The 12,964-nt window shown below is 52.2% G+C and carries 11 protein-coding genes, 1 pseudogene and 1 riboswitch; of the genes and pseudogenes, 4 read left to right on the forward strand and 8 right to left on the reverse strand.

Annotated features, from left to right (window positions below):
• The 3 genes from TY10_RS14865 to fni form a co-directional block, all read right to left on the reverse strand.
• A partial coding sequence (locus tag TY10_RS14865; protein ID WP_052350555.1) for a choice-of-anchor A family protein occupies positions 1 to 1,115 on the reverse strand: 1,115 nt, incomplete at its 3' end.
• Between the two features lie 62 nt (positions 1,116 to 1,177).
• A riboswitch (cyclic di-GMP riboswitch) is annotated at positions 1,178 to 1,268 on the reverse strand.
• Positions 1,269 to 1,372: 104 nt separating this feature from the next.
• Positions 1,373 to 2,374 (reverse strand): MBL fold metallo-hydrolase, encoded by a 1,002-nt coding sequence (locus TY10_RS14870; RefSeq protein WP_042164927.1) that lies wholly within the window; start codon positions 2,372 to 2,374, stop codon positions 1,373 to 1,375.
• A gap of 67 nt (positions 2,375 to 2,441) precedes the next feature.
• The gene (gene fni / locus TY10_RS14875; RefSeq protein ID WP_042164929.1) at positions 2,442 to 3,521 is read right to left on the reverse strand and encodes a type 2 isopentenyl-diphosphate Delta-isomerase; all 1,080 of its coding nucleotides are present in this window, start codon (positions 3,519 to 3,521) and stop codon (positions 2,442 to 2,444) included.
• Positions 3,522 to 3,761: 240 nt separating this feature from the next.
• On the opposite strand from fni, the gene nagB reads away from it, so the two are divergent.
• The 4 genes and pseudogenes from nagB (at position 3,762) to TY10_RS14890 (ending at position 7,253) form a co-directional block, all read left to right on the forward strand.
• Entirely contained in the window at positions 3,762 to 4,487 is a 726-nt protein-coding gene (gene nagB / locus TY10_RS14880) for a glucosamine-6-phosphate deaminase (protein WP_042164932.1), read from the forward strand.
• A 230-nt stretch (positions 4,488 to 4,717) separates the two neighbouring features.
• A pseudogene (locus TY10_RS32285) lies at positions 4,718 to 4,861 on the forward strand (N-acetylglucosamine-6-phosphate deacetylase); the annotation flags it as partial.
• Between the two features lie 103 nt (positions 4,862 to 4,964).
• Positions 4,965 to 5,672: an N-acetylglucosamine-6-phosphate deacetylase gene (locus TY10_RS32290; protein ID WP_337588364.1), complete on the forward strand. Its 708-nt coding sequence runs from the start codon at positions 4,965 to 4,967 to the stop codon at positions 5,670 to 5,672.
• 297 nt (positions 5,673 to 5,969) lie between these two features.
• Positions 5,970 to 7,253 carry a glycosyltransferase family 39 protein gene (locus TY10_RS14890; RefSeq protein ID WP_162160612.1) on the forward strand — a complete coding sequence of 428 codons (1,284 nt, stop codon included), beginning with the start codon at positions 5,970 to 5,972 and terminating at the stop codon, positions 7,251 to 7,253.
• A 151-nt stretch (positions 7,254 to 7,404) separates the two neighbouring features.
• On the opposite strand, the gene TY10_RS14895 is transcribed toward TY10_RS14890, so the two are convergent.
• The 5 genes from TY10_RS14895 to mdh all read right to left on the reverse strand — a co-directional run bounded on the left by TY10_RS14895 (position 7,405) and on the right by mdh (position 12,919).
• The gene (locus tag TY10_RS14895) at positions 7,405 to 8,190 is read right to left on the reverse strand and encodes a DeoR/GlpR family DNA-binding transcription regulator (protein ID WP_420329411.1); all 786 of its coding nucleotides are present in this window, start codon (positions 8,188 to 8,190) and stop codon (positions 7,405 to 7,407) included.
• Between the two features lie 11 nt (positions 8,191 to 8,201).
• On the reverse strand, positions 8,202 to 9,158 hold the full coding sequence (locus TY10_RS14900) for a sugar kinase (protein ID WP_042164942.1): 957 nt from the start codon (positions 9,156 to 9,158) through the stop codon (positions 8,202 to 8,204).
• 44 nt (positions 9,159 to 9,202) lie between these two features.
• The gene (locus tag TY10_RS14905) at positions 9,203 to 9,622 is read right to left on the reverse strand and encodes a hypothetical protein (RefSeq protein WP_042164945.1); all 420 of its coding nucleotides are present in this window, start codon (positions 9,620 to 9,622) and stop codon (positions 9,203 to 9,205) included.
• Between the two features lie 81 nt (positions 9,623 to 9,703).
• Entirely contained in the window at positions 9,704 to 11,872 is a 2,169-nt protein-coding gene (gene recQ / locus TY10_RS14910) for a DNA helicase RecQ (RefSeq protein ID WP_042164948.1), read from the reverse strand.
• A gap of 105 nt (positions 11,873 to 11,977) precedes the next feature.
• On the reverse strand, positions 11,978 to 12,919 hold the full coding sequence (gene mdh, locus TY10_RS14915; protein ID WP_042164951.1) for a malate dehydrogenase: 942 nt from the start codon (positions 12,917 to 12,919) through the stop codon (positions 11,978 to 11,980).
• Positions 12,920 to 12,964: the final 45 nt, after the last annotated feature.

Genomic DNA, 12,964 nt, shown 5'->3' on the forward strand with positions numbered 1-12,964 from the left:
GCTGTCGGCGTTACCTCTGGTGTCGCCGTCGGTGTAGCTTCTGGTGTCGCTGTTGGCGTTACCTCTGGTGTTGCTGTCGGTGTAGCTTCTGGCGTCGCTGTCGGCGTAGTTTCTGGTGTCGCCGTCGGCGTAGCTTCTGGTGTCGCTGTCGGCGTAGTTTCTGGCGTTGCCGTTGGCGTCGCCTCTGGTGTTGCCGTTGGCGTCGCCTCTGGTGTTGCCGTCGGTGTCGGAGTAGCCTCCGGTTCTGCAAGCGTGCCATCAAATGGATAATAATGCGCCTCAACATGCCCATCCAGCGAAGCCGCAATAATATTGCCTGCGATATTACTATAGGTCGTCTTTACACTTGCGTAAGGAGCCAGCAGCGTGCCCCTTTGACCGGAAGATCCGATCGTAATATCAGTGGCTTCTGGAAAGTTGAATAACAGCCTGCGTACGGCAGCCGGATTCGTATTCTCGCTAAGCGTGTTGCTCTTATCCGGCATAAAGGTTCCTGCTGTGCCAAAGCTTCTAGATATACCTTTTACATTTACTATGACGGTAGATCCATTCGGTACCTGAATGACAAGCTCGCCGTAATTTTGATCAATTTCAAACACATTCAAATTGTTATCCGTTCCTACTAGCGTCAGCGTCCCATAAGCGTTGCTCGCTGTCCCGTTGGCAGGCAGCGCAGCCAGCTGTGCGGATACACCCTTCAAATATGTCGCCTCGGCATTGAAATCGATTGGTGTTCCCTGTTTAGGAGACGTGCCATTCGTAACCGTTACATTTCCCGAATATGAACCTCCATATTTGGCATTGCCGCCTTTAACCGTTCCGTTGTTAAAAACCAGCGAACCGCCAACGACCAATGCATTATCGATCACCTTTTCCTTACTATTCACCGAGTAGTTGGTAAAAGTCGCAGCTCCGCCTGCCGCAACAGGTCCCTCTGAATCGGTGTTCATAAGCGAAACACTGCCCAGTACGAAAATATTATAAGCGCCTGCCGTGCCCAGCAATGACGATGCTGGCGAAGCCGCCGCACTCACAATCGCATGCAGTCCCGCTCCAAAAATAACGATTGCCGACATCGTCAGCATAAAAGCCGTCTTTATCTGTTTTTTAAACAAGTTCATATCCTCCCCGCAACCTATTATGGCAATAAAAAATCCGACTACCTGAATGATTCATTCATGGCAATCGGACGATCATTGTACAATAAATTGCACAGAAGACTCCAGACTTTGCGTCCCGCGCTTTCACGCGGTTTGCTCACAGCACTAGCGCTGTTCATGTATCATGCAGTTGTCTTCTAAATTTTAAGATGCAAATCTTTCCTCGTCAATAAGATAAAATAAAATTTTATCGCTTTTGAACCTTTCGATGCTTAAACCGCATGGAACAAATATACGCCGGCTTCGTCCAGCCTCTCTATCGAACCTCTATGCTCCATATAATAGAGATGAGCCAGCGTCTCCGCCATCGCAAACCGCAAATTATGCGGATTGCTGCGCAAGTTTATACCGAAGAGCCGCTCGGATAGTTCGAACGCCGACATCGGCTCCTCCAGCATACGCTTCATTCGATCCAATCTCCGTGTATGATGCTGCTTCAACTCTTCGATTCGGGCTGTAAATCCGGTGAACGGGTCACGGTGTCCCGGAAAAGCAAGGCTCACCTCATAGCTAAGCAATTGGTCCAGATTCATCAGAAAATCATTCAACGGGTCCGTTTCTTCCCCTGGAACAACACTTATGTTTGGCGTAATCCGCGGAATCACCTGATCGCCGCAAAACATCCAGCCATTATGAGGCTCATAGAGCAGCAACTGCCCATACGCATGGCCGGGCGCATCGATAAGCTGCCAGTCAAAGCCGCCAAACCGGATCGTCTCCCCTGCTTCCACATAAGTGACGGAAGGCTGCGGCGACACCCGCTCCTCGAACAATTCAAGATTAGCTGCTATAGCAGATGTAAGTTCATCCGGCATACCATGCTTAGAAAAAAGCTGTCCCAGCTCCCCGCCAAAACGGCTGTCCACTGCCCATAACCGAACCGTGTAAGCATGCGATCTGCGGGACATGTACACCGGAGCGCCGCTTAATTTTTGAAAATAACCAGCTAAACCATAATGGTCGGGATGCTGATGCGTGACGATAATCCGCTTGATCTCCTCAGCAGCTATACCATATCTTTTCATTGCCTCATTCCACGCCGCCACAGCATCATCCGTTCGCAAACCTGGATCAATAACCGTATAGCCGCTGCGATCCGGCTCTGGAATCACATAACTGTTTACCCATTTCAATGAAAACGGAAGCGGTACCTTCACTTGAATCCAACCGTCATTCCATTGTGCTGTCTCTACCTGCTGCTCTTCTTGCTCCATGAAACCGAAGTCTCCTTTCGAAAATAAAACGAGGCAACGATATTAGGATCATCGTTGCCATAGCCGTCTAAGAGATGGCATACAGCCTCTCTGTATGGGTCAAATCTTCAATCGCAGCTGCTCCTATTCCGAACATCGTCGACCGCAGTTCAAATTCGATCCGGCGGAACTGCTCCACGAGCTGCTCGACCGAAACGCGGTTATCCGACTGCGCTGCACGAGGCAGCAGCACCCTGCCGAAGCCTGCCACGCTTGCGCCCAATGCAATCGACTTAGCGGCATCAACGCCATTGCGGAGTCCACCGCTGGCGATGAGCGCCATATCCGGCACCCTGCCGCTTACTTCCCGGATGCTGTCCGCAGTAGGTATGCCCCAGTCTGCAAATGCCTCCGCCGCCTGCTTTCTTAGCTCGTCTTTGAGCCGGTGCTTCTCCACTTGGCTCCAGGAGGTGCCGCCAGCTCCCGCTACATCTATAAAGGCTACGCCAGCATCGGCCAGCCGTGCTGCAGTATCTGCATCAATGCCCCAGCCAACTTCTTTGATTCCGACCGGAACGGCAAGCTTGCGGCATACCTGCTCGATACCTGCAAGCAGTCCCCGAAAATCCGTATTCCCCTCGGGCTGGAACACCTCTTGCATGCTGTTCAAATGAAGCACAAGCGCATCAGCTTCAGCTATGTCTACAGCCCTCTGACATGCTTCCGCGCCAAATCCGTAATTCAACTGTACCGCGCCAAGATTAGCTATTACCGGTACAGTAGGCGCCTCTCTCCGGATATAGAAGGATGCGGCGAGATCTTCCCGTTCAATGGCTGCCCGCATAGAGCCTAGCCCAATCGCCCAGCCGCAATGCTCTGCCGCCTCCGCCAAGCGCCGGTTAATCGATCCCGCTTCATCCGTTCCGCCAGTCATCGAACTGACCAAAAGCGGAGCTTGCATTGAGCGGCCCAGCCATTGCGTATCCAGCTTAATTTCCTCAAAAGAGAGCTCCGGAAGCGCGTTATGCCGAAACCTCAGCTTATGCAGTCCAGTCTCGATCCCTGATCCGGCGACCTCCTCCTGAAGACATATACGGATATGCTCTCCTTTTCTTTTCGCGGTTGCGGCAGCCTCAGCCGCGCTCGCCGCTATCGTATGATCACTCATCGTGAACCTCCTGGGTCTCGTTTACTATGCTCCGTCCATCATAACGCAGTTTTTAACCACCGGGCAACATCGCTCACATTGAATTCAATAAAATGAACGTATTAATCATTTTTATGAAGTTTACAATCATTTTTATTGTTAATATGATGATTATGTCTTAAAATAGAATCATAAAACGATATTAGCTAGGTTGCATGCTTGCAACGTTCGCAAGGCGCAACCTCCGGGAGGCCTATATAAATGGATATTAAAATTTTTGACAGCGCACAGGAACTGGATGCATTCGCAGCCGATCTGATTGTAAGCACGGTACAAAACAAACCAAACCCTGTTCTAGGCTTGGCTACAGGGTCGACACCGCTTGGTATCTATGCCAAAATAGTAGAAATGCATCGTCGTCAAAACATCTCGTTCGAACACGTCACCTCATTCAACTTGGACGAATATGTCGGCTTGACGCCGGATAACGATCAAAGCTACGCCTATTATATGAAGAGTCATTTATTTGCCCATATCGATATCCCATTCGACCGGACGTTCTTGCCTAACGGCATGGCTGAGGATTTGGTCGCGGAATGCACCCGCTACGACAGCATGCTGCAAGAGCAGCCAGTCGATCTGCAGCTGCTGGGCCTTGGCCATAACGGCCATATCGGCTTCAATGAGCCTGCAGAAGCATTGACCGGCGGCACGCATGCCGTCAAGCTGAAGCAAGAAACCCGTGAGGCGAATGCCCGTTTCTTCGCTTCCATGGAAGAAGTGCCGGAGCTGGCGATTACGATGGGAGTAGGCTCCATACTAAAGGCGAACCATATTCTACTCGTGGTTCGCGGCGCGGATAAGGCGGATATCGTCAAGCAAGCGCTGACCGGTCCGATTACGACGGACGTACCGGCATCGCTGCTGCAGACGCATCCTAGAGTAACCGTGCTGCTCGACCGCGAAGCCGGAAGGAAGTTGGCTTAATCATGACATTCCCTAGTGAATGGCTGATTTACAATGTGAACATCGTTTTGGAAGAGCGCATCGCGCAAGGAGCAGTCTATGCCAAAGACGGAACGATTGCTGCTATTATTGAAGGTAATTCTGCCTATGAGGATATTCCGCAAACCGCTCAGCGGATTGACGGCGGCGGACAGTGGCTTCTTCCCGGTTTTATCGACGTTCATATCCATGGCGGAGCTGGCGGCGACTTTATGGACGCCAGCCAGGAAAGCTATGAAGCGATTACCCGTTATCACGCATCCCAAGGCACGACAGGCATGCTGGCCACAACGATGACGGCTTCGAAGGAAGCCATTGACTCCGTACTGCAAGCTGTGAGCCGTTTCCAAGCGGAAGATATGCCCTATGCAGCGCTTTACGGCGTTCATCTGGAAGGGCCATTCCTGTGCTTGAAGTGGATCGGCGCGCAAAATTCCGGCTTTTCTGTCTCTGCCTCGGATCGATTGGCTCGAAGACTGGGAGCTTCGCTTTCCTGGACTCGTCAAACTCGTGACGCTTGCACCGGAGAACGAAGGCGCGATGGAAGCAATCCGCTGGCTGGCAGACCATGGAATCGTTGCCGCATGCGGTCATACGGACGCATCCTATGAAATTATGCAGGACGCGACTGATCACGGCTTGACGCATGCGGTACACACTTATAACGCCATGCGTCCGCTGCATCACCGCGAGCCGGGTACCGTTGGTGCCGTATTATCGGATGATCGGATTTGTGCCGAGTTGATTGCGGACGGTTTCCATGTTCATCCAGGCGCTATACGTCTGCTCGTCGCTTCTAAGCCGGCTGACAAGCTCATCCTCGTATCTGACGCGATGTCTGCGGCCGGCATGCCTGATGGACTTTACGATTTGGGCGGCCTTCCCGTCATCGTCAAAGAAGGCGTCGCACGTCTGAAGGAAGGCAATCTGGCAGGCAGCAGCTTGACCATGATCAACGCTTTCCGTTTTATGCTGGAAAATACATCCTTATCCGTTACGGAGGTCAGCCGGACTGCCAGCGGTAACGCGGCCAGACAGCTCGGCCTCTACGAGACCACCGGCTCGATAGCGGTCGGCAAACGCGCCGATCTCGTACTGGCGGAGCAAGCTTTTCACCATGTATCAAAAACCTGGGTGAATGGAAAACTTGTTTTTCAACAAAACTAAACGCTTTTATGCAGGGTCTGCCGCGGCAGACCTTTTTTTATGTGCAAATTAGGAAAAGATCGGAGATTACTGGCGAATCTATTAGAGATCGGCTACTATATAAGGATGCCGTTCGACTAGAAGAAAGGAGTAAATATGGAAATCACACGGAAAAGCTGCCTCTTTGCTTCACGCGGGCTGCTCCTACTTGGCTGCTTATTATTCGCAACAGCCTTTATATCCTCTACCTTATACGCATTTTACATAATAGCCTCTCCTTTTTATGCAGCAGGAGCTATTACAGCAGCAATCCTCGTTATGCTGACTGCCGCGTACGGAATTAATCAGATTCGTTCTAAAATATGGTTTACGTTAGGCCTTATCTTCACAGCTTTTGCTGCTAGACTCGTCTGGGTGCTCTGGATCGATACACCTCCGGCATCGGACTTTTTATTTATGTATAATGCTGCTTCAAGCGCAGCCGTTGGCGATTTCTCATTCAATGATACGGAATATTTCTTAGCATGGGTCTATCAAATGGGATTTACGATGTATGAGGCACTTATCATTTCTTTATTTAACGAACCGATGCTGATCCTTAAACTCATTAACGTATGCGTAAGCACCATTACCGTATGGGTCGTGTACAAAGCAGCCTCCTCGGTTTTCAATGAACGGTCCGGCCGGATTGCCGGCTTTGCTTACGCTTTATACATACCCAACATCATGATGTGCTCGGTATTGAGCAATCAGCATTTTTCCACCATGTTCTTTATGACGGGCTGCTTGGCTGCAGTCGCAAAACGCTGGCAAACTTCCCGCAGCCAATGGCTTGTAATCGGGCTTTGTTTTGGCCTGGGGCAATTGTTCCGGCCGATTGGCGGCATCTTTATCGCAGGTCTGGCCGTTTATTTGCTCCTCTGCCATCTGCTGCCTCAATTCAGCCGCCGGAAACTTCTCGTGTCTGTGTCCAAGCTGACCGGCGTCATTGCTGTTTTTTACGCGATTCAACTGCTCGTAAGCTCGCTGTTCATGCAGGCCGGCTACACGGAGTATCCATTATCCAACCGGGAACCCTATTGGAAATTCATGGTCGGACTCAATACCGCTACAGACGGGAAATGGTCGCTGGAGGATGGCAAGTATGTACTGCAATTCAAACTTGGCGAGGAGAGGGATGCTGCGGAGCTTGCCGTTGTAAAAGAGAGGCTTCAGGATAAAGCCGCCGTCGCCGCCTTGTTTGCAAGGAAGTTCGTATTCTTCTGGGGAGCTAAGGATGATGCAGCAATGTGGAGCCTGGGGGAAATGAATCTGCCTGCTATCCAAGTTAGTGCAGAGCGTATTGAAGGAGCCTCCTACGCTGTAATGAGCCTATTTGGTGTTCTCGCGCTCATTGCACTGCTGAGAAGGAGGACCGTTTCCCGATCGACGCTATTTCTCGTGCTTCTGCTAGGTTATGCAGCCATTCATTTGGCAATTGAAATTCAAGCCCGGTACCGGCTCGATATAATGCCCGCTTTTATCATTTTGCAAAGCTATGGCGTCTATTGGCTGCTCCAGCGCGTACGCAAAATCCAGCTTTTCAAAGCGCGTACGATTTAGAATAATATCCGCGCGCAACTGCTTCCAGTATACAACAGCTTAAAGTTCATAATTCACAATAGCATGCAACTCACAATCATACCCGTTCCACAAAAATAAGGCAGTGGCCGGCATCCTCAAAGGGACACCCGGCCACTGCCTTATTAATTTTCTATTGCTCGTCCGCTACATAAAGGCTAATCTCGTGCTGCCGAGCCGCCTCCTGAAGCTCCGGACCAATCGGCACATCGGTAATGAATGCCTGCAGCTCCGAGAGTCCTGCAATGGAGAACAGCGACACCTTGCCGATCTTCGTCTGATCAAAGACGGCGTAAGTCACATGCGAGCGCTTGATTAGCGCCTTCGCAATTTGTGCCTCTTGCTCGGAATACGTCGTAATGCCGCCTGTAGCGGAAATGCCATCGACTCCGATGAACATCTTGCCGATGTTCAGATGGGAGACCATCCCTTCGCCCAGCGGGCCGCATAGCTCGAAGCTGTTATGCCGCATAATGCCGCCTGTAACGACGACCTGAATCGCGCTGCCTGCCAGCTCCATCGCAATGTTGACTGCATTGGTCACCACCGTAATGCCGCTTCGGAATTTCAGCTGCTTCGCGATCAAGTAATTCGTCGTCCCTCCCGAGAGGCCAACGACATCCCCTTCTTCAATCAGCGAAGCAGCTTTAGATGCGATCCGTTCCTTCTCGTAAATCGACAGCCCTTCCCGCTCGGCAAAGCCAAGATCGCGAACCGCATTCATGCCGTCGTACATTGCGCCTCCGATCGTGCGAATGATCGGGTACAGCGACTCCATCTGCTCCAGATCCCGTCTAGCCGTCGCTTCGGAGCAGTCAAACCGTTCCACCATTTCTTGTATGGTAATGCGCCCCTGCTGCTTCAGCACTTGAAGTATCGCTTCCCGGCGGCGCTGGCCCTTCGATGCGGTCACGCCCATATCAGCCATGTTTAACGCTCCACCCACACTTTATCAGACATACGCTGTTCTACGGCGCTCCATTCAGGAAGCGCCTCCCAGTCTCCGCGCATTTGGACAACCAGCGAGCCGTTAATGCTGGCTAGTCCAACGGCTTGTGCTGGTGTCATTCCTCGCATAATACCGGCCAAGAAGCCTGCGCAGAAGCCATCTCCCGCGCCAACTGTGTCGATAACCTTCTCTGCCGGATAGAAGGGAACAGCCGTCTCCTTGCCATTGTCCAGGACAAGCGTCGTATCGCCAAAGCCCTTCACAATGGTCACAGCGTTCAACTGAAGCAGCTTCTCTTTCACCTCTTCGAAGCTGTCCGTATTGTAGAGCAGCTTCAACTCGTCCCAGCCTGGCAGGAAATAGTCGGCCTGCTCCGCAATCGGAAGCAGCGTCTCCCGCGCTTCCTCGATCGACCAAAGCTTCAGCCGCAAATTCGGGTCAAAGCATACTTTGACGCCCGCTTCCTTGGCGATTTCAATCGCCCTGAGAACCGTCCGGCGGCTGCTCTCGCTAAGCGCCGTCGTAATACCCGTCACATGAAGCAGCTTCGCTCCGCGGATATACTGCTCGTCCAGTTGCTCCGGCTCCATACGGCTGGCCGCGGAATGCTTGCGGTAGTAATGTACGGCTGTTCTGCCGGCCACATGCTCGCGGAACATCATCCCGGTGGGTGCCTCGCTGCTCAATATAGAGCGGGACACGTCGACGCCTTCGCCGCGAAGCGTCTTCAGAATCATTTTGCCAAAAGGATCATCGCCCAGTACGCCGAACCAGCCTGCCGAGCCTCCCAGCCTGGCTACGCCGATCGCCACGTTGCTCTCGGCACCGCCGAAGCCTTGCTCCAGCACAGTTGCCCGCTCCAGCGCCTTATGCTCCGGCGGCATGAACAATGCCATCGATTCCCCAAAAGTAATGATGTCCGGTGATGTCTGATGCACGCTATTCTCCCCCTATATGACTGAAGCTCAATTGCATGTATTATTTAAAACGGGAATTTCATAAAGTAAATGACAACGACATACAGCACAAGCACGATCAAACTGAATACGCGAGCCTTTGCAATATACGCCGTTGCGCTTTGTCCATCCTGAATGGAAGAAACGATACGCTTAAGCGGCTTCGTCATAATGCCCGAAATCGCAGCGATTGCAAGGAACAGCAGCGTAACGATAATCATCCAGGCTACCGCATAATCATTTTGCGACATCAGATAGCCGCCTGTAAGCAACTGTACGATCAAGAAATACTGGGCAATCCGGTTCGCCGTAACGAGACCGTCGGCAAGACCTCCTTGCCCGCCGCCGTTAAGCTTGGACGCTCTGCCGACCATAAACGGCAAAACGACGTAATAGCCCATTCCGACTGCTCCAAGCACGTGCAAAAATAACATCGTGTTTAACATTAAACTGCCTCCCACATCTTTAATTAATCTACCAACTAGTATACTAAATGATTGTAACAATTACAAAAGAAAGCGCTGCATCTATTCTGACTTGAAGCCATATTTGCAAATGACGCCGTGGATGGCAAAATAGTCGACCTCATCCGGCAGCGCATCCTTGATCGGACGCAGCTTGTCCCCGCTCAGCTCGCGGATGGCATCGATAATTTGCTGCTCATATACCTCCGGAATAACGCGGCTCCAATCGAGCTCCATCCCTTCCTCAGCGCAGCGGATAATATGTCCCTCTACGGTGACCCGGCTCATTCCCCGCTCAGCAGCAACTTCCTGTGGAGACAGGCCTGCGTTGAACATCTCCAGTGATAGAACGTGGCTTGGCGAGCTGTCGGCTCCTCCCGAGGAGGCCGGGCGCTCAACTGAACGCCGGACGGCGCTTCTCGCAGTAGCTGAGGCGCCAGCCGTCACAGGCTCTCCTGCGAATTGCCCAATAATGGCGAGCAGCTCTTCACCATATTTGCCTGCTTTTGCTGCGCCAATGCCTTTCACCTGAAGCAGCTGATCTTCCGTTAACGGTTGAACGTCAGTGAGCTCCTTCAACGTGGCATCGAAGAATAGCATAAACGGCGGCACATTTTCCCTTGCAGCCGTCTCCTTGCGCCATTGCTTCAGCGCATCGAACAATGGAGACGAAGCCACACCGCTTGACGAGGCGCTTCGCTTCACCGTCATTCGCAGACGCTGCATGACAGTCTCTTTGCCTTCCAGAACCGGCAGCGCGCTTGCTGCGAGCGACACGGTTGGATATTGCCCGTCGCTCATTCGCAAATAACCTTCCGCTACCAGCCAATACAGCCAGTCGGCAATTTCTTTCTCCGGCCAGTTGTTAAACAAGCCATAGGTAGTTAGCCTATCAAGCCCAAACTCTAGCAGCCGTTTGTCTCTAGAGCCCTTCAACACTTTAGCCGCCATCGTAACCCCAAAGCGGCCCCTCATCCGTCCCACGCAGGATAGCGCCTTTTGGGCTTCTGACGTACGGTCTACTAGCTCGCTTTTATCGAGACAGCTGCTGCATTTACCGCAGGGCTCTACACCCTTCTCGCCGAAATAATCGACGATAAACTGCTGCAAGCAGCGCTGTGTACGGCTGTAATTCATCATCGTATACAGCTTGCTTTGCTGCACGGACTTACGATCTGTATCACCGGTGCCTTGCTCAATCAAAAACCGCTGCACCTGCACGTCCTGCGGCTCGAACAGCAGCACGCACTCACTTTCCTCGCCATCACGTCCAGCCCGTCCTGCCTCTTGGTAGTAGGACTCGATATCGCCCGGCATCTGCCAATGGACGACGAACCGCACGTTCGGCTTGTCGATCCCCATGCCGAAGGCATTTGTCGCAACCATGACGCGAAGCTCGTCGAAGCGGAAGCGTTCTTGAGCCGAAGCCCGGTCCGTATCCGACATTCCGCCATGATATTTGCCCGCAGCGATCCCTTTCCGAGTCAGCAGTTCTTCCACCTGCTCCGCTTCCTTGCGCGTTGCAGTATAGATAATGCCAGATTGCTCCTGGCGTTCCGCAAGAAACTTCTGCAGAAACTGCTTTTTGTCCCCGCCGCTTACGACGGAGAGAGACAGGTTCGGTCTAGCAAAACCCGTAACGAAAACATTCGGCTGACGCAAACCGAGCATGGAGGAAATATCCTCCGCTACCTCTGTCGTTGCTGTAGCCGTAAAAGCCGCTACTAGCGGGCGGTTTGCCAGCCGGCCGATCCAGCCGGCAAGCTGTCTATAGCTCGGACGGAAGTCATGACCCCATTGTGAGACGCAGTGTGCTTCGTCAATGGCGATGAGCGGTATGTTCATCTGCGCGGACAAGCTGTCGAACATCGGGGCATCGAGCCGCTCTGGCGCGACGTAGAGCAGCTTATATTCACCGCTCATGGCCCGGCGCAAAACGTCACGGTATTCACTGGCGCTAAGCGAGCTGTTCAAAAAAGCCGCTGGGACGCCAAGCCTGTTCAGCGTATCGACCTGATCCTTCATCAGTGAAATAAGCGGGGAAATGACGAGCGTCGTACCCGGCAAAAGCAGCGAAGGTATTTGATAGCAGACCGATTTCCCTCCCCCGGTCGGCAAAATAGCAAGTGTATCTTTGCCCTGCATAATGCCCGAAATGATATCTTCCTGACCCGGCCGGAAAGTATCGTAGCCATACACTCTTTTCAGCTCTTCCTTTGCCTGCTCCAGCATTCTCATCCCTCCGTTTGTTTGACTAAATAGTAAAAGAGGACCCTGCAGTTAACTGTCAGGGTCCTCCCGAACTTGCTTTATGAGACTCACAAGCTAATGCGCCGATTAAGCCGTTACGATTTCGATGACACTGCGGACAGAACCGGCGGATTTATCAAGCGCCGCTTTCTCGTCTGCTGTCAGCTCCAGTTCGATGACTTTCTCGATGCCGTCGCCGCCGATGATGGCAGGCACGCCCATGAACAGATCTTCGTAGCCGTATTCGCCTTCCAGCAAAGCAATAACCGGAAGAATCCGTTTCTTATCCTTCAGTATCGCTTCCGTCATTTGAACGAGCGCTGCTGCAGGAGCATAATAAGCACTGCCGTTGCCCAGCAGGCTGACAATTTCGCCGCCGCCTACGCGTGCACGCTGTACGATCGCTTCAATCCGGTCAGCAGGTATGAGCTTCTCGATCGGAATACCGCCCGCGTTGGAGTAGCGAACGAGCGGAACCATATCGTCGCCATGGCCGCCAAGCACGAAGCCGCGGACGTCTTCAACAGATACGTTAAGCTCTTGCGCGATGAAGGTGCAATAGCGTGCCGTATCCAGAACGCCGGACTGGCCGATAACGCGGTTTTTCGGAAAACCAAGCGCTTGGAAGGCGACGTAGGTCATCGCATCAACCGGATTGCTCAATATAATAACGTAAGCATTTGGGCTGGTTGCTTTTACGTTCTCACATACCGATTTCACGATGCCCGCATTTGTATTCACAAGATCGTCCCGGCTCATCCCAGGCTTGCGGGCAATCCCTGCCGTAATGATGACGATATCGGAATCTTTTGTATCTTCATAATTGGACGTGCCAATGATGTTGGAGTCAATACCTTGAACCGGCGTAGATTCCAGCATGTCGAGAGCTTTGCCCTTTGTAGGATTCTCCAACTGCGGAATGTCAACGAGAACCACGTCGCCCAGCTCTTTTTGCGCAGCCATTAAAGCTGTAGTCGCACCAGTGAAGCCTGCGCCCACGACCGTAATTTTTCTTCGTTTGATAGCCATTTCAGATATAACCTCCTCTGTAGATGTCAAAAGTCAAAAAGTAAA

This window comes from Paenibacillus gorillae, assembly GCF_000513275.1.
In the GTDB taxonomy this organism is placed as follows: Bacteria; Bacillota; Bacilli; order Paenibacillales; family Paenibacillaceae; genus Pristimantibacillus; species Pristimantibacillus gorillae.